Here is a 22,603-nt window from a genome sequence, read left to right on the forward strand (position 1 = left end):
GGTGAACCGGTGAGCGCGGCCAACGCCAGCTTCGAGGTGCGCAGTGCCGGCCGGGGCGACCTGCCGGCGCTGGCCGCGCTGTTCGACGGTTACCGGGTGTTCTACGGGCAGCCGTCAGATCCGGTACGCGCCGGCGCATTCCTGCGCGAGCGGCTGGAGCGGGGCGACTCCCAGCTGCTGCTGGCGCTGGATGCGCAGGGCGGGGCACTGGGCTTCGTGCAGCTGTATCCGTCGTTCACGTCGGTGGGAACCGCACCGATCGAGGTCCTCAACGACCTGTTCGTGGTGCCCGAAGCGCGCGGCCGCGGCGTCGCCCGCGCGTTGCTGCGCCGCGCCGGCGACGACGCGCGTTCGCGCGGCGCGGTGAAACTGGTGCTGTCGACCGCGGTCGACAACACGCCGGCGCAGTCGCTTTATGCCAGAAGGCTGGGTGCGCGATGCCGGCTTCGTCGAATTCGCCCGGACGCTCTGACATGGACCTCCGCATCAGCACCGACCGCGGCGACCTCGACGTGGACCTGATCCACCGGTTCCTGTCCGAGGACGCCTACTGGAGCCGTGGCATCCCGCGCGCGACGGTGGAGCGGGCGATCGCCGGATCGCTCTGCTTCGGCGGCTACCTGGACGGCGAAGGGCAGGTGGCGTTCGCGCGGGTCACCACCGATGGCGCGACCTTCGGCTACCTGGCCGACGTGTTCGTGCTGCCCCCGCAGCGCGGCCGCGGCTTCGGCAAGCAGCTGATGGACGCGGTCATGGCCCATCCGCAGCTGCAAGGCCTGCGCCGATTCATGCTGGCCACCGGCGATGCCCATGGCCTGTACGCGCAGTACGGCTTCGCCGCGCCTTCGCGGCCGCAGACGCTGATGGAAATCCTGCGCCCCGACATCTACCAGGCCGCCACCACGGCCCCCTGACCACGACCGATGACCGACCTGCTCGAATCCACCCTCGCGCACCTGGAAAAGCTGGTGTCCTTCGACACCCGCAATCCGCCGCGCGCGATCGCCGCCGAGGGCGGCATCTTCGATTACCTGCGTTCGCAGCTGCCCGGCTTCCATGTCGAGGTGGTCGACCACGGCGCCGGCGCGGTCAGCCTGTACGCGGTCCGCGGCGAGCCGAAGTACCTGTTCAACGTGCACCTGGACACGGTGCCCGACTCCCCGCACTGGAGCGCCGACCCGCACGTGATGCGCCGGCTCGAGGACCGCGTGGTCGGCCTGGGCGTGTGCGACATCAAGGGCGCGGCGGCCGCGCTGGTGGCCGCGGCCCATGCCGGCGACGGCGATGCCGCGTTCCTGTTCTCCTCCGACGAGGAGGCCAACGATCCGCGCTGCATTGCCGCTTTCCTGGCCCGCGGCATCCCGTACGAGGCGATCCTGGTCGCCGAACCGACCATGGGCGAGGCGGTGCTGGCGCACCGCGGCATCTCCTCGGTGCTGATGAGGTTCAAGGGTCGCGCCGGCCATGCTTCGGGCCCGCAGGACGCCGCCGCAAGCGCCTTGCACCAGGCGGTGCGCTGGGGCGATCGCGCGCTCGACCACGTGCAGTCGCTGGCGCATGCGCGCTTCGGCGGGCTGACCGGGTTGCGCTTCAACATCGGCAGGATCGAGGGCGGGATCAAGGCCAACATGATCGCGCCGGAGGCCGAGCTGCGCTTCGGCTTCCGCCCCCTGCCGTCGATGGACATCGACCAGCTGCTGGCGACCTTCGGCGGCTTAGCCGAACCGGCGGCCGCGCATTTCGAGGAAACCTTCCGCGGCCCGAGCCTGCCGTCCGGCGACGTCGCCCGTGCCGAGGAGCGCCGGCTGGCCGCGCGCGACGTGGCTGACGCGCTGGGGCTGCCGATCGGCAACGCGGTCGACTTCTGGACCGAGGCCTCGCTGTTCTCCGCCGGCGGCTATACCGCCCTGGTCTACGGGCCCGGCGACATCGCCCAGGCCCATACCGCCGACGAGTTCGTGACGCTGGAGCAGCTGCAGCGCTACGCCGCTTCGGTGCACGCGATCATCAACGGCGTCGCCTGAGCCGCACTCCCACTCCATCAAGACATTCCGCAGACCCGAGCCAGTGAACGTTTCCGCCACCCCGACCCAGACCCGCCAGACCATCGTGCGCCTGCTTTCCAGCATGGCCAGCGCGAAGGAGATCAGCCAGTACCTCAAGCGCTTCTCGCAGCTGGACGCCAAGCGCTTCGCCGTGGTCAAGGTCGGCGGCGCGGTGCTGCGCGACGACCTGGAGGCGCTGACCTCGTCGCTGGCCTTCCTGCAGGAAGTCGGGCTGACCCCGATCGTGGTGCACGGCGCCGGCCCCCAGCTGGACCAGGAGCTGTCAGCGGCCGGGATCGAGAAGCAGACGGTCAACGGCCTGCGCGTGACCACGCCCGAGGCGCTGGCGATCGTGCGCAAGGTGTTCCAGGCCTCCAACCTGCGCCTGGTCGAAGCCCTGCAGCAGGCCGGCGCGCGCGCCACCTCGATCACCGGCGGCGTGTTCGAGGCCGAGTACATGGACCGCGACACCTACGGCCTGGTCGGCGAGGTCAAGGCGGTGAACCTGGCGCCGATCGAGGCCAGCCTGCAGGCCGGCTCGATCCCGGTGATCGCCAGCCTCGGCGAGACCGCCGGCGGGCAGATCCTCAACGTCAACGCCGACTTCTCGGCCAACGAGCTGGTGCAGGTGCTGCAGCCGTACAAGATCATCTTCCTCACCGGTACCGGCGGCCTGCTCGACGCCGGGGGCCGGGTGATCGATTCGATCAACCTGTCCACCGAGTACGGGCACCTGATGGCGCAGCCGTGGCTGCACGGCGGCATGAAGGTCAAGATCGAGCAGATCAAGGACCTGCTCGACCGGCTGCCGCTGACCTCGTCGGTGTCGATCACCCGGCCGGCCGACCTGGCCAAGGAGCTGTTCACCCACAAGGGCTCGGGCACCCTGGTCCGGCGCGGCGAGAAGGTGCTGCGCGCGACCTCGTGGGACGAGCTGGACCTGGACCGGATGAAGTCGCTGATCGAGTCCAGCTTCGGCCGCGAGCTGGTGCCGGGGTACTTCGAATCCACGCCGCTGCTGCGGGCCTACGTCAGCGAGAACTACCGCGCCGCAGTGGTCCTGCTCGGCACGGAGGAGGGCGTGTACCTGGACAAGTTCGCGGTGCTCGACGACGCGCAGGGCGAGGGCCTCGGCCGGGCGGTCTGGAACGTGATGCGCGAGGAAACCCCCGAACTGTTCTGGCGGTCGCGGCACAACAACCAGGTCAACATCTTCTACTACGCCGAGTCCGACGGCTGCATCAAGCAGGAGAAGTGGAAGGTGTTCTGGTACGGACTGGACGGTTTCGGCCGGATCGAGCGTTGCGTGGCCCACTGCGCCACCCGCCAGCCGACCTTGCGCGGCTGAGGAACAGGACATGACTGCGAAGAAGAGCATTGGCATCGTCGGCGCGCGCGGGCACACCGGCACCGAGCTGATCCGCCTGGTGGCCGGCCACCCGGGGCTGGAACTGGCGTTCGTATCCTCGCGCGAGCTCGACGGGCAGCGCGTGGCCGAGCACAACGACGCCTATCGCGGCGAACTGCGCTACGCGAGCCTCGATCCGGCGGCGGTGGCCGCGGCCGGCGCCGACGTGGTGGTGCTGGCGCTGCCCAACGGCAAGGCCGCGCCCTACGTCGCGGCGATCGACGCGGCGCGGCCGGACACGCTGGTGGTGGACCTGTCGGCCGACCACCGCTTCGACCCGGCCTGGTACTACGGCCTTCCCGAGATCACCCGCGGCGGTTACGACGGCCGGAAGCGGATCAGCAACCCCGGCTGCTATGCGACGGCCATGCAGCTGGCGATCTGGCCGATGCTCGAATACCTGGCCGGGCCGCCGCAGTGCTTCGGCGTCTCCGGCTACTCCGGAGCGGGCACCACGCCTTCGGACAAGAACGACGTCGAGCTGCTGCGCGACAACCTGATGCCGTATTCGCTGGCCGACCACATGCACGAGCGCGAGGTTTCCGCGCAGCTGCGCGTGCCGGTCGAGTTCATGCCGCATGTGGCGCCGCATTTCCGCGGGATCACCCTGACCGCCAACCTGTGGCTGACCGAGCCGGTCAAGGCCGACTGGGTGCGCGCGCGCTATGAACAGCGCTACGCGCGCGAGCCGCTGGTGGACGTGGTCGAGCAGGCGCCCTGGGTCAGCCGGATCGCCGGCCGCCACGGGGTGGAGATCGGTGGCTTCACCGTGGCCCCCGGCGGCAAGCGCCTGGTGCTGGTGGCGACCCTGGACAACCTGCTCAAGGGCGCGGCCACCCAGGCCATGCAGAACATCAACCTCGCGCTGGGCTTCGACGAGCTCACCTCGATCCCGGTCAAGGAGTAACCCGTGGCAGACCTGTTGTGGCAGAAGCCCGGCGTGGCGGTGGACGCGCAGATCCAGCGCTTCCTCGCCGGCGACGACGTGATCCTGGACCGCGAGTTCTTCCTGCACGACATCGCCGCCAGCCGCGCGCATGCCGAAGGGCTGCAGCGCATCGGCATCCTCTCGCAGGGCGAACTGGACGGACTGGTGCGCGAGCTGGCGATCCTCGCCGACGACTTCCGGTCCGGCGCCTTCGTGCTGGACGAGGCCTACGAGGACGGCCATTCGGCGATCGAGGCGCGGCTGACCCAGCGCCTGGGCGATGCCGGCCGCAAGATCCATACCGGCCGCAGCCGCAACGACCAGATCCTGGTCGCCACGCGCCTGTGGCTGAAGGAGAAGCTCGCCCGCGTGGCGCAGCTGTCGCGCGAGGTCGCCAAGGTCGCACTCGACCGTGCCCGGGCCGAAGGCCCGCTGCCGGTGCCCGGCTACACCCACATCCAGCGCGCCGTGGTCTCCTCGGCCGGCATGTGGTGGGCCGGGTGGGCCGAAGCCTTCATCGACGATGCGGTGCGCGCCGCCGACACCCTGAAGCTGGTCGATGCCAATCCGCTGGGCACCGCCGCCGGCTATGGCGTCAACCTCAGGCTGGACCGCGAGCACACCACGGCCGCGCTCGACTTCGCCCGGATGCAGGTCAGCCCGATCTACGCACAGCTCTCGCGCGGCAAGTTCGAGATGGCCGCGCTGGAAGCGCTGGGCAGCGCCACCCTGGACCTGCGCCGCATCGCCTGGGACCTGTCGCTGTTCACCAGCGCCGAGTTCGGCTTCGTCGCGCTGCCGGCGCAGTACACCACCGGCAGCTCGATCATGCCGAACAAGCGCAACCCGGACGTGATCGAACTGATGCGCGCCACCCACGCCAGCGTGGCCGCCGCGCGCACCGAGATCGAGCAGCTGCTGTCGCTGCCGTCGGGCTACCACCGCGACCTGCAGGCGTCGAAGGGCGCGATCTTCCACGGCTTCGGCCGCGGCCTGGCCGCGCTGGAACTGCTGCCGGCGCTGCTGGCCAACCTGGAGTGGCGCGAAGACCGGCTGCGCGCGGCGATCGACTCGGGCATGTACGCCACCGATGTCGCGGTGGAGGCGGCCGTCGCCGGCGTGCCGTTCCGCGAGGCCTACAAGGCCGCCGCCGCGGCGGCCGATTCGGCCGGGCAGGGGCGCACGCCGGAAGGCAGCCTGGCCGCGCGCGTGTCGCCCGGCTCGGCCGCCGACCTGCGCCTGGACGAACTGCGCGCGCGCTGGGAGGCGTTGTGAGCACGACCACCCGCTACCTCGTGCTGGCCATGCGCCGTGCCGGGTTCGACGAGGCCGTGGTGGCACCGCACCTGGCCTTCCTCGACGACCTGAGGGCGCGCGGCCAGCTGGCGATGACCGGCGGCTTCAGCGACCGCAGCGGCGGCGCCTACGTGCTCGAGAACATCGCCGACCTGGCGCAGGCGCAGGCGATCGTGGCTGCCGACCCGCTGGCCACCACCGGCAGTTCCGACATCACCGTCCGCGAATGGATCACACGCTGAGCGCATGAACGCCGACCCCGCCGCAACGCAGAACGTCCAGTCCCTGCCGTCGTGGCGGCGGGCGGTACTGAAGGTCGGCAGCAGCCTGCTCGCCGCCGACGGCGGCGGACTGTCGCCGCGTTTCGCCCTGGGCCTGGCCCAGTTCGTGTCGGCCGCGCAGGCCGCCGGCCGCGAGGTGGTGGTCGTGTCCTCCGGCGCGGTCGCGGCCGGCCGCGCGATCCTGCCGAGGGCGGAGGAGGCGGGCGCGGCGATGGCCGCACGGCAGGCGCTGGCCGCCCTCGGCCAGGCGCAGCTGATCGGGCTGTGGCAGCGCTTCTTCGAGCGCCCGGTGGCGCAGGTACTGCTGACCCACGACGACCTGCGCAACCGCCGCCGCTACCTCAACGCGCGCGCCACCCTCAACGAACTGCTGCGGCTGGGCGCGCTGCCGGTGGTCAACGAGAACGACACCGTTTCGGTCGACGAGCTCAAGCTCGGCGACAACGACAACCTGGCCGCGATCGTCGCCGCATTGATCGACGCGGAGGTGCTGTTCATCGCCACCGACATCGATGGCCTGTTCGACGCCAATCCGCGCACGCACCCCCAGGCCAGGCTGGTCCCGGAGGTCGCCGAACTCACGCCCGAGGTGTTCGCCATGGCCGGCGGCAGCGGCAGCGAGGTCGGCACCGGCGGCATGCGGACCAAGCTGGAGGCGGCCGCCAAGGCCGGCGCGGCCGGCATCGACACCGTCCTGTTCAACGGCCGCCGCGCCGAGGTGGTGCGCGGCCTGGCCCACGACCACCTGCAGGGCACCCGGATCCGTGCCGCGCGCAGCCGCATCGCCGCGCGCAAGTACTGGCTGCGCCACGCGCCGGTCGAGCCCGGCGCGATCGTGGTCGACGCCGGTGCCGCGGGCGCGCTGGCCGACAAGGGGGCGTCGCTGCTGCCCGGCGGCGTGGTCGCGGCCGAGGGCGACTTCCGCCGTGGCGACATGGTCGAGGTGCTGCTGCGCGATGGCGACGGCGAACGCCGGATCGCGCGCGGGATCAGCCAGTACTCGGCAGTCGACGTGCGCCGGATCGCGCGCCGGCACTCGCGCGAGATCGAGGCCATCCTCGGCTACAACTACGGCGGCAACGTGATCCACCGGGACGACCTGGTCGTCCTGTAGCCGCGCCGTCCCCTCCACGCCACGGGCCACGCCATGACCGACGACATCAAGACCCTCGCCCTGCGGTGCCGCGAAGCGGCGCAGGTGCTCGCCACGCTGCCCTCGCAGGCCAAGCGCGACCTGCTCGAAGCCATGGCCGCGGCGCTGGAAGGCGATGCGACGACGATCCTGGCGGCCAACGCCCGCGACCTGGAAAGCGCCCGCGCCAAGGGCACGGGCAGCGCGATGCTGGACCGCCTGGCACTGGATCCCCGGCGCCTCGCCGGCATCGCGGCCGCCCTGCGCGAGGTCGCCGCGCTGCCGGACCCGGTCGGGCAGGTGACCCGCGAGGACGTGCGCCCCAACGGCATCCGGGTGCAGAAGGTGCGGGTGCCGCTGGGGGTGATCGCGATGATCTACGAGGCGCGGCCGAACGTCACCGCCGATGCCGCGGCGCTGTGCATCAAGGCCGGCAACGGCGTGATCCTGCGTGGCGGTTCGGAGGCGATCCATTCCAACACCGCCATCGCCCGGGCCCTGCGTCGCGCGCTGGCGAACGCCGGCATCGACGAGGCCGCGTTGACGCTGGTCGAGGACCTGCGCCGCGAGACCATGCTCGAGCTCCTGCAGCTCAACGATATCGTCGACCTGGCGATCCCGCGCGGCGGCGAAGGGCTGATCCGTTTCGTGGCCGAACACGCGCGGGTGCCGGTGATCAAGCACTACAAGGGCGTGTGCCACCAGTACGTCGACGCCGGCGCCGACCTCGACCTGGCGCTGCGCCTGCTGGTGGACGGCAAGGTGTCGCGGCCGGCGGCCTGCAATTCGCTGGAGACGCTGCTGGTTCACGAAGCGGTGGCCGGCGCGTTCCTGCCGCGTGCGGCGCAGGCGCTGCGCGCCCATGGCGTGGAGCTGCGCGGCGACGCGGCCAGCCGCGCCCTGGCCGGCGGCATCGGCGAGGCCACCGAGGACGATTACGCGGCCGAATACCTGGACCTGGTGCTGGCCATCCGCGTCGTGCCGGACCTGGACGCGGCCATCGCCCACATCCGGCGCCACGGCTCGGACCATACCGAAGTGATCGTGACCCGCGATCCCGCGCATGCGGAGGCGTTCGTGCAGGCCCTGCGTACGGCGGTGGTGATGGTCAACGCCTCGTCCCGCTTCTCCGATGGCGGCGAACTGGGGCTGGGAGCCGAGATCGGCATCTCGACCACGCGCCTGCATTCCTATGGCCCGATGGGACTGGAGGCGCTGACGGTGGAGCGTTTCGTGGTGCGCGGCGAAGGCCAGGTCCGGCATCCGGACCTGGTCGACCGGACCTGAGGGGCGCTGGCGGGCGTCCGTCGAACGAACGGTACCGAGTCGCCTACCAGCGGTCCTCGAGGATGGCCGGCCGGCAGGCCAGCCACGCCCCGGCGAGCATCACGCCCACGCACAGCGCCAGGAACGCGAACGGCATGCCCCAGCCAAGGCTGCGCTCGTGCAGCCAGCCGAACAGCAGCGGTCCGAGGCAGCTCAGGCCGTAACCCACGCCCTGCATGAAGCCGGACAGCGAGGCCGATCCGGCGGCGCTGCGGGTGCGCAGGTTCACCAGGGTCAGCGTCAGCGGGAACGTGCTGGGGCCCAGCCCCAGCAGTACCGCCCACAGCAGCGGCGCGGCCATCGGCGCCCACAGCAGGCCGGCGAATGCCGACAGGTGGCAGGCCGCGCAGACCAGCGCCAGCGGGAAGGGATTGCGCATGCGCGTGGCCAGCGACGGCATGGTCAGCGCGCCGACCATGCCCAGCGCCGAGTACAGCGCCAGCATGTAGCCGCCGAATGCCGGGCTGCCGCCGGCTTCGACCAGCAGCTTGGGCAGCCAGGTGAACATGGCGTAGGTGACCAGCGAGGTGGTGCCGAACATCAGCGCCAGGCCCCAGCCCAGGCCGGTGCGCCAGACCCGGCCGCGCGCCGGCGGCGCGGCCAGCTCGGGCGCTTCGTCGCCCGGGGCCACCGCGTGGTCGTGCATCCGCGCCAGCGTGCTGCCCGCGCGACGCTCGATCCGCAGCACGCCCAGCCACGGCAGGATCGCGGCGGCGGCCACCAGGGTCCACACGCCCATCGACACCCGCCAGCCGGCCGCATCGGCCAGCGGCACCGCCAGCAGCGCCGGCAGGATCGTGCCCAGTTGCAGCACGGTGATGTAGAGGCTGCTGAGCGGGCCGATCCGGTCGGGGAAGTAGCGCTTGACCAGCGGCGGCAGGATCACGTTGCCGATGCCCATGCCCGCCAGCGCCAGGGCCGAACCGCCGAGCAGGCCGCCGGTGCCACCGCTCAGCGAACGCCACAGCAGACCGCTCGCGGCCAGGGCCATCGACAGCACGGCGGTGCGCTCCAGGCCCAGCCGGTGGGCCAGGCGCGGCGTGCCGACGCCGGCCACGGCGAAGGCGGCGGTGGGGACCATGCCCAGCAGGCCGGCCACGGTCGGGCCGAACCCGAACTGGGTGCCGAGCACGTCCAGCAACGGGGTCAGCGAGGTGACCGCGGTGCGCAGGTTGAACGCCGACAGCAGGATGCCGGCGAGGACGAGCATCCGGCCGTGCAGGCGGGCATCGCGGGGGAGCGGGCGTGGGTTCATTCGGCGGCCGGGTGCGTGCGGCGGGCCGGCCATCGGCGGGCCCTGAAACGCAAAAACCGGCGCGAGGCCGGTCTGCGTACCGCTGGACTGCATGGATCAATGGTCGGGGAGACAGGATTCGAACCTGCGACCTCTACGTCCCGAACGTAGCGCTCTACCAGCCTGAGCTACACCCCGACAAGGCCGCGCATGATACTGGATCGACGGCGTCCGCGGCAAGTTCGGGCCGAAAATTTTCGAGGTCCGCCGCGCTACTCGCCGGGCTTGGCCGCCGAGCTGGACGCGGCGGAGGCGGCGCCGCGGGCGAGCACGGCTTCGCGATGGGCGATGTAGGCGTTCGCGCCGAGGATCACCGCCGCGCCAAGCAGGGTCCAGCGGTCCAGCGTTTCGCCGAACAGCAGCCAGCCGAACACCGCGACGACCGGCAGCTGCATGAACCCGATCGGGGTCAGCGCGGAAACCTCGCCCAGCTTCAGGGCCCGCGTCCACAGCATGTGCCCGCCGGTGCCGAATACGCCGGCGGCGACCACCCAGGCCCAGGCGATCCCCTGCGGCCACTGCCACACGCCCCACGCCGGCACCAGCGACATCGGCACCCACAGCAGCGTGGTGTAGATGACGATCCGGTCGGCCGGCTCGGTGGCCGACAGCTGCTTGATCTGGATGGCGACGATGCTCGACAGCAGCGCGGCCAGCAGCGCCACCAGGGTGCCCATGCTGAATTCCGCATCGCCCGGACGCACCACGACCAGCACCCCGACGAAGCCGAGCACCACCGCCGCCCAGCGCCGCGCGCGCACCTGCTCGCCGAGCAGCGCGGCGGCGGCGATCGTGGCGAACAGCGGGGTGGAATAGGACAGGGCCACCGCCTGCGCCAGCGGCAGGTGCCCGATCGCCCAGAACCCGGCCAGCATCGAGCAGATCCCGACCAGGCATCGGAACAGGTAGCGGGGGAACTGGGTGGTGCGCAGCAGCCCGGGGCCGTGGCGCAGCAGCAGCGGCAGCGCGGCGAGCAGGCCGAAGAAGTTGCGGAAGAACGCGACCTCGAAGGTGTGCAGGCTGGCCGAGGCCAGCCGGATCGCCACCGCCATCAGCCCGAACAGCAGCGTGCTGCCGAGCATCAGCCGCGCCGCGCGCCAGTGGGTGGAGGCGGGGGCGGCGGCGCTCATGTCGCTACCAGTCCGCGCCGACGATCCGCGGTTCCGGCTCCAGCGCCACGCCGAAACGCGCATGCACCGACGCGGCGATGCGGCGCGCCAGGTCCAGCAGCTGCAGCCCCGTCGCGTGGCCATGGTTGACCAGCACCAGCGCGTGCGCCGCGGACACGCCGGCGTCGCCTTCGCGCGCGCCCTTCCAGCCGCAGGCGTCGATCAGCCAGGCCGCGGACAGCTTGCGGGTGGCTTCGCCATCGCCGGCAAAGGCGGGCAGCCGCGGATGCGCATCCAGCAGCGCCTGCGCCTGCGCCGCCGGCACGATCGGATTCTTGAAGAAACTGCCGGCGTTGCCGACCACCGCCGGATCGGGCAGCTTGCGGCGCCGGATCCGGATCACCGCCTCGGCCACGTCGCGCGCGCCCGGAGCGGCCACGCCCATCCGGGCCAGCTCCTCGCCGATCCCCGCGTAGTCCAGGCGCGGCGCCGCGCGTTTCGCCAGGTCCAGCTCCACCGCGGTGACGATCCAGCGCCCCGGGTCGCGCTTGAATGCGCTGTCGCGGTAGCCGAAGGCGCAGGCGGCACGGTCCAGCCGGACCGGTTGCCGCGCGTGGCGGTCCCACGCGTCCACGGCGACGATGTGTTCGCCCACTTCCACCCCGTAGGCGCCGATGTTCTGGATCGGTGCGGCGCCGGTGCTGCCGGGGATCAGGGCCAGGTTCTCCAGGCCGCACAGTCCCCGGTCCAGGCTCCAGGTCACCAGCCGGTGCCAGTCGACCCCCGCGCCGGCACGCACGATGGCGCGGTCGCCGCGATCCTCGATGATCGACACCTCGGGGGCCCGCACCGCCACCGTCACCCCGGGGGCGTCGCCGGCGAACAGCAGGTTGCTGCCGCCGCCGAGCATCAGCAGTGGCAGGCCGCGTACCTGTTCCAGGTCCAGGGCCTCGGCGAGCGCGGCCGGGTCGTTGACTTCCAGCAGCCACGGCGTGCGCGCCGCGACCGCGAACGTGTTGCGCGTGGACAGGTCGGCATCGCGCAGCAGGCGGAAAAGCGCGGTCATGCCGGCGCGCCCGCTGCCGGCGCAGGGGGTCGCGGGCCGGTCATGCCGGATCGGCCGTGCCGCGGCTGGGCGATTCCTTGCGCCGGCGCATCGCGTCGATGCATTCGCCGACCAGTTCCGGACCGCGGTAGACCAGGCCGGTGTAGCACTGCACGAGGCTGGCGCCGGCGGCCATCTTCGCCACCGCGTCGGCCCCGGACATGATCCCGCCGACGCCGACCAGCGGGATGGATTCGGGCAGGCGGGTGCGCAGGCGGCGGAGCACCAGCGTCGACTGGCCCATCAGCGGCGCGCCCGACAGGCCGCCGGCCTCGCGCGCATGGCGGTGGCCCTGCACGGCGGTGCGGGCGATGGTGGTGTTGGTCGCGACCACGCCGTCCACGCCGAGGTCCGACAGCACCCGTGCGGCCGCGTCGATGTCGGCATCGCTCAGGTCGGGGGCGACCTTGACCAGCACCGGCACGCGCCGGCCATGCTGGGCGGCCAGGCGCTCCTGCGATTCGCGCAGCGTTCCGACCAGGCGGCGCAGCGCCTGCTCCTCCTGCAGCTCGCGCAGGCCGGCGGTGTTGGGCGACGAGATGTTGACCGTGATGTAGTCGGCCAGCGGGTACACCCGCTGCAGGCAATACAGGTAGTCGTTCGCCGCGTCCTCGTTCGAGGTGTCCTTGTTCTTGCCGATGTTGATGCCGAGCAGGCCACCCTTGCGCTGCGCGCGCCCGACATTGCGCACCAGCGCGTCCACGCCGGCATTGTTGAACCCGAGCCGGTTGATCACCGCCTCGTCGCCGGGCAGGCGGAACATCCGCGGCTTCGGGTTGCCCGGCTGCGGGCGCGGGGTGACCGTGCCGATCTCGACGAAGCCGAAACCCAGCGCCATGAGCGCATCGATGTGCTCGCCGTTCTTGTCCAGGCCGGCAGCCAGGCCGACCGGATTGGGGAAGGCCAGCCCGAGCACCTTGGTCGGAAGCGGTGGCCGCGGCCTGGCGACCATACCGATCGCCCCGCTGCGATAGGCCAGGTCCAGCGATTTCAGTCCCATTCCATGGGCGCGTTCGGCATCGAGGCAGAACAGGAAGGGGCGCGCGAACGGATACACGAAGCGGAATCCTCAGCCGTTGAGGGTGGCCAGCCAGGCGAGGCCGCCCAGGAACGCGAAGATGATGACCACGCCGGCCAGCAGCAGGAGCGCCGACACCCAGCCGAGCACCAGGCCGGCGATCGCCAGGCCGTCGCCCGCCAGGCGCCCGCTGCTGCGGCGGATTTCGGCGCGGGCCATGTGCCCGGTGATGATCGCCACGACCGTGCCGATGAACGGGAGCAGCGTCCAGCCGAGGATGCCGGACACCAGGCTGGCGATGGCGAGTGAGCTGGTCTGGCGGATCTGGTCCATGGGGGATCCTGTCGGGGGCAGGTGACGGCCGTGGCGGCCGGGCGCCATCGGGGGAACGGGGCGTCGATGGGCCGCGATTATCCCAGAACGGCGCGCGGCCCGGGTGCCACGCCGGTCACGGCATGCGGCCGTGGCGCAGGGCGTGCGCCCAGTCCGGCCGGCCCCGGGCCCCGGCGCGCGCCGCGGCGCGCTCTTCGGCATAGGCCACCGACAGCAGCCGTGGCTGCCAGGCGCCGCCGACCCGTTCGAGCATCGCGTAGCGCGCGTGCGCCGAGCCGGTTGCGGCGCGGTGCGGCACCGGGCGGCCGGTCGCGAATGCGGGAAGTCCGACGCTGCCGGGGTTGCAGGCCACGCGGCCATCGGCCAGCCGCAGCGTGCGAGGGGTGTGGGAATGCCCGCAGAGCACCAGGGTGGCATCGAGCGCCAGGGGATGGTCGAGCCGGGCCTCGACCACCGCCGGGACGCTGGCCGCGAGGTGGCCGTCGACGATGTCGTCGAGCAGGTACTCGATATCGCTGCCCGGGGTGCCGTGGCACAGCAGCACGTCGTCGATGCGCAGCAGCGGGGGCAGAGCGCGGATCCAGTCCAGCTGCGCACCGGCCAGCGCCTGGCGCGCGTGCGCGTCGGACGGGGCCAGCGTGGCCGGATCGCCGAGCAGTTGCCGCTCGTGGTTGCCCGCGATCGTCGGCAGCGCGAGCGGGGCCAGGCGCTCGAGCGTTTCGCGCGGCCACAGCGGGCCGGAGACGATGTCGCCGAGGTTGACCGTGATGTCGCAGCCGCGACGCGCGATGTCGGCCAGCACCGCCTCGAGCGCCGGGAGGTTGCCGTGGATGTCGGAGAGGGCGGCGATGCGCACGCCGGCTCAATCCGGGTCCGGCACGCCGAGGAAGATGCGGGTGTCGTAGTCGAAGTCGACGTGGCCATCGCGGGCGGTGGCGGCGAACAGCCGTGCCAGTGCCTCCAGCATGGCTTCGTGGCCCGGATGTCCCGGTCGCGGCGCATACGAGGACGACAGCAGGCGCCCGCGCAGCGCCTGCAGGTCCAGCCGCTGCGAGTGCGGGAAGCTCGCCATGCCGCGCAGGCCGGTGCCGAACCAACGGCGCATGTGGTCGTCGTCGCCATAGCGCTCGGAAACGCTGCTGTAGTCCAGGCCATGGTCCAGCAGGAGGCGTTCGTAGCCCTCCAGGAACGGCGTGCCGGCAAGCCGGCGCGAGTTCCAGTAGACGGCCACCCGCCCGCCCGGGCGCAGGATGCGCCGCCACTCCGGCTTCACCGCCTGCTGGTCGAACCAGTGGAAGGCCTGCGCGGCCGAGACCAGGTCGACGCTGGCGTCGGGCAGGGCGGTGGCCTCGGCGCGGCCGTCGATCGCGGTGAAGCGGGGATCGCCGCCGAGCCGGGCGACCGCGGCCTCGCGCATCGCCGCGTTCGGTTCGACCGCGGTCACCGCGTGTCCGGCGTCGAGGAACATCTTCGAGGAAATGCCGGTGCCGGCGCCGATGTCGGCGACCGTCCAGGCGGGCGTCACGCCGTGCACCTCGCGCAGCCAGTCGACCAGCGCCGCCGGATAGTCCGGCCGGTAGCGCACGTAGTCGGCGACGCGGTCGGTGAAGCGGCTTGTCGATGCCAGGTCGGACACGCGCAGCTCCTCTGCCAGGTCGGTGCGGGCCCTGCCGCTCCCGTGATCACGGCCGTGGCGCCCAGCCCCGCGCCACGCGCACGCCGTCCGCCGGGCAGGCACGGCCTGCCCGGTGGTCCGGCCTTACAGGTCGAACTTGATGCCCTGCGCCAGCGGCAGCGAATCGGAGTAGTTGATCGTGTTGGTCTGCCGGCGCATGTAGACCTTCCACGCGTCCGAACCGGACTCGCGGCCGCCGCCTGTGTCCTTCTCGCCGCCGAACGCGCCGCCGATCTCCGCGCCGGAGGTGCCGATGTTGACGTTGGCGATGCCGCAGTCGCTGCCGGCCGCCGACAGGAACTTCTCGGCCGCCTTCAGGTTCTGGGTGAAGATCGAGGACGACAGGCCCTGCGGCACGCCGTTCTGCATCTCGATCGCCTCGTCCAGCTCCGAGTACTTCATCACGTAGAGGATCGGGGCGAAGGTTTCGTGCTGCACGACCTCGTCGCTGTTCTTCAGGCCGGTGATGATCGTCGGCAGGACGAAGTGGCCCGGACGGTCCAGCGCGGTGCCGCCGGTGACCACGGTGCCGCCGGCGGCCTTGGCCTTGGCCACGCTGTCGAGGAACTGCTGCACCGCGCCGGCGCTGTTGAGCGGGCCCATCAGGTTGGCGGTGTCGAGCGGGTCGCCGATCTTGCCCTCGACCTGCTTGTACGCCTTGACCAGCGTTTCCAGCACGGCGTCGTAGATGGACTCGTGCACGATCAGGCGGCGGGTGGTGGTGCAGCGCTGGCCGGCGGTGCCGACCGCGCCGAAGACGATGCCGGGGATGGCCAGCTTCAGGTCGGCGGTCTCGTCGAGGATGATCGCGTTGTTGCCGCCCAGCTCGAGCAGGCAGCGGCCCATGCGGCGGGCGACCTTGACCGCGACCTCGCGGCCGACCTGGGTCGAGCCGGTGAAGCTGATCAGCGGGATGCGCCTGTCTTCCACGAACTTCTCGGCCAGCGCGGTGCCGGCGTCGTTGACCAGGAAGAAGATGTCCGGGAAGCCGCCTTCCTTCAGCGCCTCGTTGCAGATCTTCAGCGAGGCGATCGCGGTCAGCGGGGTCTTGTTGGACGGCTTCCAGAGGCAGATGTCGCCGCAGATCGCGGCCAGGAACGAGTTCCACGCCCACACCGCGACCGGGAAATTGAACGCGCTGATGATGCCCACCAGCCCCAGCGGCTGGTACTGCTCGTACATCCGGTGGCCTGGGCGCTCCGAATGCATGGTGTAGCCGTAGAGCATGCGGCTCTGGCCCACGGCGAAGTCGGCGATGTCGATCATCTCCTGCACTTCGCCGTCGCCTTCGGCCTTGCTCTTGCCCATTTCCAGCGCGACCAGCGAGCCCAGCGCGTCCTTGTTCCGGCGCAGGGCGTCGCCGCACAGGCGGATCGCCTCGCCGCGGCGCGGGGCCGGCACGCTGCGCCAGGCCTTGAACGCGGCCTGGGCGTTGGCGACCACGGTCTCGTAGTCGGCCTCGGTAGTGGCCTGGACCTGCGCGATGACCTCGCCGGTGGTGGGATTGGCCGGGGTGAGCACGCCGGCGCCGGTGGCGTCGGACCAGGTGCCGTTGCCGAGGTAGGTGCCGGAATTGGTGGCGCCAAGGCCCAGTGCCTTGAGCAGGGAATCGGACATGGAAACTCCTGGAAAGGGTGCAGGCGCGGGGCCCGGAGTCGCGCCGCGGCTGGGGGACGGCGGCGTCTCGATGCGTGGGCCGATTCTAGCAAAGCGCTCCCCGCAGCCCCCTGGCATTGGCCGCTCCGGGAGGCCATGCGACAATCGCCGGCCGTGGCCCCGTAGCTCAGCTGGATAGAGCGGTCCCCTCCTAAGGGACAGGTCGTGCGTTCGAATCGCGCCGGGGTCACCATCGCCACAGCCAAGCCACGCTCCGGGTCCACCGACAGGGCGGTCCGCGGCCGGATGCGCTAACTGTTTCTTTCGCAACGGAAAATTTCCGGCCGTTGCGGCGTCGCAACACTTGACAGCCGCCCGGGCGATGCTGTCTTGTGAGGGCCATGTCGATGCCGAACGCCCGCGCGCCCCAGCTTCCCCCCCCGGGGCGGAAGCGCGCCTGCGCGTCGGCCACCGGCATCACCACGATCATTACCACCGCCACCGGTATTACCCGCCCGGTGCGGTCCGTCGTCTTCGTGTAACCCGCGAAACCACGGCCCCGCACCTGGATCAGGTAGCGGGGCGACCCGCCACCGGACGCGCGCGGGGCCTCCACCACCGAGGTCCTCCATGTCGTTGCACGCCGCAGAAGCCCACGTCCTTCCCGCCGCCGCCGCTCGCACGGTCGTGCACAAGTTCGGCGGCACCTCGGTCGCCGATGCCGAGCGCTACCGCCACGTCGCGCGCCTGCTGCTGGCGCGCGAGGAGGGCGTCCAGGTGACCGTGGTCTCGGCGATGAAGGGCGTCACCGATGCGCTGATCGAGCTGGCGCGGCTGGCCGCGACCACGGCCAACGGCAGCATCACCCCGGAATGGCGCGAGCGCTGGCACGAACTGCGCGCGCGCCATCGCGGCGCGGCGGTCGCGCTGCTGGGCGAGCACGCGGGGCCGGCGGTGGAATGGCTGGACCAGCGCTTCGACGAACTGGCCCAGGTGCTGGCCGCGTTGAGCGTGATCGGCGGCCTTCCGGACGAGGTGCTGCAGCGGGTGCAGGGGCAGGGCGAGGTGTATTCGGCCCGCCTGCTCGGCGAGCACCTGCGCGCGCTGGGCGAGGAGTGCGCGGTGCTCGACGCGCGCGACGTGCTCGTGGTCAGCCACGGCGAGCTGGGCGTGGACGTGGACTGGGATGCCAGCGCGACGCGCCTGGCGAGCTGGCGCAAGGCCAACCCGCAGCCGCGCGTGGTGGTCACCGGCTTCGTCGCCCGCGACGCGCAGGACCGCATCACCACCCTGGGCCGCAACGGCAGCGACTATTCGGGCGCGATCTTCGCCGCGCTGTTCGAGGCCGATGAGCTGCACATCTGGACCGACGTCGACGGCGTGCTCTCGGCCGACCCGCGGGTGGTGCCGGAAGCGGTCCAGCTGGAATCGCTGAGCTACGACGAGGCCTGCGAGCTGGCCTACTTCGGCGCCAAGGTCGTGCATCCGCAGACCATGTCGCCGGCGATCGAGCGCGGCCTGCCGATCATCATCCGCAACACCTTCCAGCCCGACCACCCCGGCACGCGCATCACCGCCGAGCGCGATTTCAGCGGCCCGGTGAAGGGCCTCACGCTCAGCCCGAACCTGGCGCTGGTGAACCTGGAGGGCACCGGCCTGATCGGCGTGCCGGGCACGGCCGAGCGGGTGTTCGCGGCGCTGCGCAACGCCAAGGTCTCGGTGGTGATGATCTCGCAGGGCTCGTCCGAGCACTCCATCTGCTGCGTGGTGAAGCAGGAGGACGCCGACCGCGCGCAGGCCGCGCTGGTCAACGCCTTCGCCCACGAGCTCACCGTCGGCCAGGTCCAGCGCGTGCAGCAGGTCCCCGGGATCAGCGTGCTGGCCGCGGTCGGCGACGGCATGGCCGGGCAGCCCGGCGTGGCCGCGCGCCTGTTCGAGTCGCTGGGCCGGGCCCAGGTCAACATCCGCGCGATCGCGCAGGGCTCGTCGGAGCGCAACATCTCGGTGGCGATCGACAGCGACCACGCCACGCGTGCATTGCGGGCGGCGCATGCCGGCTTCTACCTGTCGCCGCAGACCTTCGCGGTCGGCGTGATCGGCCCGGGCAACGTCGGCGCGACCCTGCTGGACCAGCTGCTGGCCGCGCGCGGCGGCCTGCTCGAGCGCGCCAACCTCGACCTGCGCCTGCGGGCCATCGCTTCGCGCGGCCGCCAGCTGCTGGATCCGCGCGGGATCGAGGACGACTGGCGCGAGCGGTTCAAGGCGGCCCCGGATCCGGTCGACCTGGACCGCTTCACCGCGCACCTGCTCGATTCGCACCTGCCGCACGTGGCCATCGTCGACTGCAGCGCCAGTCCGGAGGTGGCCGACCGCTATCCGCAGTGGCTGGCCGCCGGCATCCACGTGGTGACCCCGAACAAGCAGGCCGGGGCGGGTCCGCTGCCGCGCTACGCCGCCATCCGCGAGGCCGCCGCCGCCAGCGGCGCGAGGTTCCGCTACGAGGCCACGGTCGGCGCCGGCCTGCCGGTGATCTCCACCCTGCGCGACCTGCTCGATACCGGCGACGCGGTGACGTCGATCGAAGGCATCTTCTCCGGGACCCTGGCCTGGCTGTTCAACAAGTACGACGGCAGCGTGCCGTTCTCGCAGCTGGTGGCCGAGGCCCGTGCGCTGGGTTACACCGAGCCGGATCCGCGCGACGACCTCTCGGGCACCGACGTGGCGCGCAAGCTGGTGATCCTGGCGCGCGAGGCCGGGCGCGACCTGAGCCTGGAGGACGTGCAGGTCGAAAGCCTGGTGCCGGGATCGCTGCGCGAGTCCAGCGTCGAGGACTTCATGACGCAGCTGCACCAGGTCGATGCCGCGTTCGCCGCGCGCCTGCAAGCCGCGCATGCCGCCGGCAAGGTGCTGCGCTACGTGGCAAGGCTCGACGCCGATGGCCGCGCCAGCGTCGGCCTGGTGGAGCTGCCCAGGGCGCATGCCTTCGCCAACCTGCGCCTGACCGACAACATCGTCCAGTTCACCACCCGCCGCTACTGCGACAACCCGCTGATCGTGCAGGGCCCTGGCGCCGGCCCGGAGGTCACCGCGGCCGGCGTGTTCGCCGACCTGCTGCGGGTGGCGGCCGGGCGCGGGGCGCGCCTGTGAGCGCAGCGTCGGGCGCGCAGCGGCAGGCGAGAGCGTTCTCGCCGGCTTCGGTCGGCAATGTCGCGGTGGGGTTCGACATCCTCGGCCATCCGCTGGCCGGGGTCGGCGACACCGTCACCGCGCGCCGCATCGAGGCGCCGCAGGTGCGGATCGCGGCGATCCGCGGCGCGCCGTTCCCGCTGCCGCTGGAGGCCGAGCGCAACACCGCCGGTGCCGCACTGCTGGCGATGCGCGAGGCGCTGGCGCTGCCGTTCGGGTTCGAGATCGAGATCGACAAGGGCATCGCCCTGGGTTCGGGCATGGGCGGCTCGGCCGCCTCGTGCGTGGCCGCGCTGGTGGCGGCCAACGCGCTGCTCGATGCGCCGTTGCCGCGGCAGGCGCTGTATCCGTTCGCGCTGGCCGGCGAGGCGGTCGCCAGCGGCGGGCGCCATGGCGACAACCTCGGTCCGATGCTGCTGGGTGGGCTGGTGCTGGCTACCGCCGACCGCCTGGTGCGGGTCCCGGTACCGGACGCCTGGCACAGCCTGCTCGTGCATCCGGAAGCGGTGCTGGAAACGCGCCGCGCGCGCGAGGCCCTGGCAGGCAGCTACGAACTGAAGGAGTTCGTGGCGCAGAGCGCGAACCTGGCCCTGGTGCTGGCCGGCTGCCACGCCGGCGATGCGCAGCTGGTGCGCGCCGGCTTGCGCGATGTGCTGGTCGAGCCGCGGCGTGCGCCCCTGATCGCCGGGTTCGACGCGGCCAAGGCGGCGGCGCTGGAAGCCGGGGCGATGGGCGCGAGCATTTCCGGCGCCGGGCCGAGCGTGTTCGCGTGGTTCGAGTCGCGCGAGCGGGCGGAAGCGGCGGCGCCGGCGGTGCAGGCGGCGTTCGCGGCGGCCGGGTTCGAGAGCCAGGCGTGGGTGTCGGCGGTGGATAGTGCGGGGGCGGTGTTGTTGTGAGGGTTGCCGCGTGGCCGCATGGCCGCTTGGCGATGTAAGGCGGACTTCGCGCTGCCGCGCGAGTCACTTTTCTTTGCTTGTGCAAAGAAAAGTAACCAGAAGAAAGCACGGCCGGGGACGCGGTCCGCCCCGGCTGCGCCGGCCGGTTCCCTGCGCTTCTCGGATGACGCGGCGCGCTGCCCAAACTCGCTTCGCTCAGACAAGGGCAGCTCTTCGGCCCCGTCATCCTGCGATGCTCGGCCCGCTTTACCGGCGGGGAAGGTGAAGAGCGACGATCAACGGCAACGGCAACGGCAACGGCAACGGCAACGGCAACGGCAACGGCAAGGGCAACGACAAGGGCAAACGGCAAGGGCAAACGGCAAGGGCAAACGGCAAGGGCAAACGGCAACGGCAAACGGCAACGGCAACGGCAACGGCAACGGCGAGTGCGACGGTAAGTGCATAAGTGGATGCAACATCGACGGCGCTCGATCAAAGGTCTGTCGAAACTTCAAAACGATGGAATGCCATGAACTTCATTTCCACCCGCAACAATTCCCCCGCCAGCTCGCTCAGTGACGCCATCGCCGCCGGGCTGGCGCCCGATGGCGGGCTCTACGTGCCGGAAAAGCTGCCGGTCGCGCGCAACCTGGAGGCCGGCGTGGACCTGGCCGCCACCACTGCCACGCTGCTGGCGCCGTTCTTCGATGGCGACGCGCTGGCGCCGGAGCTGGCGGCGATCTGCCGCGAGGCGTTCGACTTCCCGGTGCCGCTCAAGCCGCTGGCCACCCCGGGCGACCACGTGCTCGAGCTGTTCCATGGCCCGACCGCGGCGTTCAAGGACGTCGGCGCGCGCTTCCTGGCCGCGTGCCTGGCGAGGATCCGCCGCGACGAAGCCAGGCCGCTGACCATCCTGGTCGCCACCTCGGGCGATACCGGCGCGGCGGTGGCCGCGGCCTTCCATGGCCAGCCGGGCCTGCGCGTGCTGGTGCTGTATCCGGACGGACGCGTGTCGCCGCGGCAGGCGCACCAGCTTGGCTGTTTCGGCGGTAATGTCAGGGCGCTGCGGGTGGCGGGCTCGTTCGACGACTGCCAGGCGCTGGTCAAGCGCGCGCTCAACGATGCGACGCTGCAGGCGCAGGTTCCGCTGAGTTCGGCCAACAGCATCAGCCTGGGCCGGCTGCTGCCGCAGATGAGCTACTACGCCCACGCTGCGTTGACCCATCGCGCTGCGACCGGTCGCGAGCTCGACTTCGTCATCCCGACCGGCAACCTCGGCAACGCGATGGCCGCCATCCTGGCCCGCGCGCAGGGCGTGCCGGTCGGACGCATCGTGCTGGCGACCAACGCCAACCGGGTGCTGCCGGAATACTTCGCCGGCGACGACTACGCGCCGCGCGCCAGCGTGGCGACCCTGGCCAACGCGATGGACGTGGGCGCGCCGAGCAACTTCGAGCGGCTGCGCTGGCTGTATGCCGGCGACGACGCGGCGCTGCGCGCGGCGTTCACCGCGGTGTCGGTGGACGACGCCACCATCCAGGCCACGATCCGGAAGCGCTGGGAGCGCCATGGCGAAGTGTTCTGCCCGCACACGGCCACCGCGGTGCACGTGCTGGAGACGCTGCGCGCCGACGGCGTGGATGGCGACTTGGCAGTGGCGTCCACCGCGCATCCGGCCAAGTTCGAATCGGTGGTCGAGCCGCTGGTCGGCCACGCGGTCGAGGTGCCGCCGGCGCTGGCCGAACTGCTGGCGCGCCCGGCGCAGGCCGCGCCGGTGCCGCCGGAGTACGACGCACTGCGGGCGCAGCTGCTGGCGTGAGCGCGGCGCGCCGCCATCACCGGTGGCGTCGGCGATGGCCCATGGCCCCATGGCCGCCGCGGGCACGGGTGTCCTAGGATCGCCACGAATGCCCGGCGCGAGCCTCGTGCCCGCCGGGCCCCGACCGAGGACACCGCATGGCAACGACAGGCAGGCCCGAACCCGTCCGCAGGC

The 22,603-nt window shown here is 71.8% G+C and carries 20 protein-coding genes and 2 tRNA genes; 13 read left to right on the forward strand and 9 right to left on the reverse strand.

Going from position 1 to position 22,603, the window contains the following annotated elements; genetic code table 11:
- Nucleotides 1-9 precede the first annotated feature (9 nt).
- From ACA089_RS02560 to ACA089_RS02600, 9 genes are read left to right on the forward strand one after another with little or no spacing between them, the layout of a single operon-like run.
- Nucleotides 10-522, forward strand: a complete 513-nt coding sequence (locus tag ACA089_RS02560; protein WP_372013101.1) for a GNAT family N-acetyltransferase — start codon at nucleotides 10-12, stop codon at nucleotides 520-522.
- A complete protein-coding gene (locus ACA089_RS02565) occupies nucleotides 474-914 on the forward strand; it encodes a GNAT family N-acetyltransferase (protein ID WP_372013103.1) in 441 nt (146 codons plus the stop codon). The genes ACA089_RS02560 and ACA089_RS02565 overlap by 49 nt, the downstream gene beginning before the upstream one ends.
- 9 nt (nucleotides 915-923) lie before the next feature.
- Nucleotides 924-2,024, forward strand: a complete 1,101-nt coding sequence (locus ACA089_RS02570) for an acetylornithine deacetylase (protein ID WP_372013105.1) — start codon at nucleotides 924-926, stop codon at nucleotides 2,022-2,024.
- A 43-nt stretch (nucleotides 2,025-2,067) separates the two neighbouring features.
- On the forward strand, nucleotides 2,068-3,393 hold the full coding sequence (locus tag ACA089_RS02575; RefSeq protein ID WP_372013107.1) for an acetylglutamate kinase: 1,326 nt from the start codon (nucleotides 2,068-2,070) through the stop codon (nucleotides 3,391-3,393).
- A 10-nt stretch (nucleotides 3,394-3,403) separates the two neighbouring features.
- On the forward strand, nucleotides 3,404-4,360 hold the full coding sequence (gene argC, locus ACA089_RS02580) for an N-acetyl-gamma-glutamyl-phosphate reductase (protein ID WP_372013109.1): 957 nt from the start codon (nucleotides 3,404-3,406) through the stop codon (nucleotides 4,358-4,360).
- Between the two features lie 3 nt (nucleotides 4,361-4,363).
- Nucleotides 4,364-5,656: an argininosuccinate lyase gene (gene argH, locus ACA089_RS02585; RefSeq protein WP_372013111.1), complete on the forward strand. Its 1,293-nt coding sequence runs from the start codon at nucleotides 4,364-4,366 to the stop codon at nucleotides 5,654-5,656.
- Between the two features lie 29 nt (nucleotides 5,657-5,685).
- A complete protein-coding gene (locus ACA089_RS02590) occupies nucleotides 5,686-5,919 on the forward strand; it encodes a YciI family protein (RefSeq protein WP_372017614.1) in 234 nt (77 codons plus the stop codon).
- A gap of 4 nt (nucleotides 5,920-5,923) precedes the next feature.
- The gene (gene proB, locus ACA089_RS02595) at nucleotides 5,924-7,072 is read left to right on the forward strand and encodes a glutamate 5-kinase (protein ID WP_372013113.1); all 1,149 of its coding nucleotides are present in this window, start codon (nucleotides 5,924-5,926) and stop codon (nucleotides 7,070-7,072) included.
- A gap of 33 nt (nucleotides 7,073-7,105) precedes the next feature.
- Complete coding sequence (locus ACA089_RS02600; RefSeq protein WP_372013115.1) at nucleotides 7,106-8,377, forward strand: glutamate-5-semialdehyde dehydrogenase; 1,272 nt, start codon at nucleotides 7,106-7,108, stop codon at nucleotides 8,375-8,377.
- Between the two features lie 43 nt (nucleotides 8,378-8,420).
- Here the strand turns inward: ACA089_RS02600 and ACA089_RS02605 are convergent, their stop codons facing one another.
- The 9 genes from ACA089_RS02605 to amaB all read right to left on the reverse strand — a co-directional run bounded on the left by ACA089_RS02605 (nucleotide 8,421) and on the right by amaB (nucleotide 16,567).
- A complete protein-coding gene (locus ACA089_RS02605; RefSeq protein WP_372017615.1) occupies nucleotides 8,421-9,638 on the reverse strand; it encodes a CynX/NimT family MFS transporter in 1,218 nt (405 codons plus the stop codon).
- A 133-nt stretch (nucleotides 9,639-9,771) separates the two neighbouring features.
- A tRNA-Pro gene (locus ACA089_RS02610) sits at nucleotides 9,772-9,848 on the reverse strand.
- 74 nt (nucleotides 9,849-9,922) lie between these two features.
- A complete protein-coding gene (locus ACA089_RS02615) occupies nucleotides 9,923-10,840 on the reverse strand; it encodes a DMT family transporter (protein ID WP_372013117.1) in 918 nt (305 codons plus the stop codon).
- A 4-nt stretch (nucleotides 10,841-10,844) separates the two neighbouring features.
- Nucleotides 10,845-11,885 carry a UDP-N-acetylmuramate dehydrogenase gene (gene murB / locus ACA089_RS02620; protein WP_372013119.1) on the reverse strand — a complete coding sequence of 347 codons (1,041 nt, stop codon included), beginning with the start codon at nucleotides 11,883-11,885 and terminating at the stop codon, nucleotides 10,845-10,847.
- 40 nt (nucleotides 11,886-11,925) lie between these two features.
- Entirely contained in the window at nucleotides 11,926-12,981 is a 1,056-nt protein-coding gene (locus ACA089_RS02625) for a quinone-dependent dihydroorotate dehydrogenase (protein WP_372013121.1), read from the reverse strand.
- Between the two features lie 12 nt (nucleotides 12,982-12,993).
- Complete coding sequence (locus ACA089_RS02630) at nucleotides 12,994-13,275, reverse strand: DUF4190 domain-containing protein (RefSeq protein WP_372013122.1); 282 nt, start codon at nucleotides 13,273-13,275, stop codon at nucleotides 12,994-12,996.
- Between the two features lie 115 nt (nucleotides 13,276-13,390).
- A complete protein-coding gene (locus tag ACA089_RS02635; RefSeq protein ID WP_372013124.1) occupies nucleotides 13,391-14,131 on the reverse strand; it encodes a metallophosphoesterase family protein in 741 nt (246 codons plus the stop codon).
- Nucleotides 14,132-14,137: 6 nt separating this feature from the next.
- Nucleotides 14,138-14,911 (reverse strand): class I SAM-dependent methyltransferase, encoded by a 774-nt coding sequence (locus ACA089_RS02640; RefSeq protein ID WP_372013126.1) that lies wholly within the window; start codon nucleotides 14,909-14,911, stop codon nucleotides 14,138-14,140.
- A gap of 123 nt (nucleotides 14,912-15,034) precedes the next feature.
- Nucleotides 15,035-16,567 carry an L-piperidine-6-carboxylate dehydrogenase gene (amaB, locus tag ACA089_RS02645; RefSeq protein ID WP_372013128.1) on the reverse strand — a complete coding sequence of 511 codons (1,533 nt, stop codon included), beginning with the start codon at nucleotides 16,565-16,567 and terminating at the stop codon, nucleotides 15,035-15,037.
- A 155-nt stretch (nucleotides 16,568-16,722) separates the two neighbouring features.
- Here amaB and ACA089_RS02650 point away from each other — a divergent pair.
- The 4 genes from ACA089_RS02650 (at nucleotide 16,723) to thrC (ending at nucleotide 22,429) form a co-directional block, all read left to right on the forward strand.
- A tRNA-Arg gene (locus ACA089_RS02650) sits at nucleotides 16,723-16,799 on the forward strand.
- Between the two features lie 377 nt (nucleotides 16,800-17,176).
- Nucleotides 17,177-19,693 carry a bifunctional aspartate kinase/homoserine dehydrogenase I gene (gene thrA, locus ACA089_RS02655; RefSeq protein WP_372013130.1) on the forward strand — a complete coding sequence of 839 codons (2,517 nt, stop codon included), beginning with the start codon at nucleotides 17,177-17,179 and terminating at the stop codon, nucleotides 19,691-19,693.
- Nucleotides 19,690-20,628: a homoserine kinase gene (locus ACA089_RS02660; RefSeq protein WP_372013132.1), complete on the forward strand. Its 939-nt coding sequence runs from the start codon at nucleotides 19,690-19,692 to the stop codon at nucleotides 20,626-20,628. Before thrA ends, ACA089_RS02660 begins: the two co-directional genes overlap by 4 nt.
- A gap of 511 nt (nucleotides 20,629-21,139) precedes the next feature.
- Nucleotides 21,140-22,429 carry a threonine synthase gene (thrC, locus tag ACA089_RS02665; RefSeq protein WP_372013134.1) on the forward strand — a complete coding sequence of 430 codons (1,290 nt, stop codon included), beginning with the start codon at nucleotides 21,140-21,142 and terminating at the stop codon, nucleotides 22,427-22,429.
- Nucleotides 22,430-22,603 lie beyond the last annotated feature (174 nt).

This window comes from Pseudoxanthomonas fibrivorans (genome assembly GCF_041464125.1).
In the GTDB taxonomy this organism is placed as follows: Bacteria; Pseudomonadota; Gammaproteobacteria; order Xanthomonadales; family Xanthomonadaceae; genus Pseudoxanthomonas.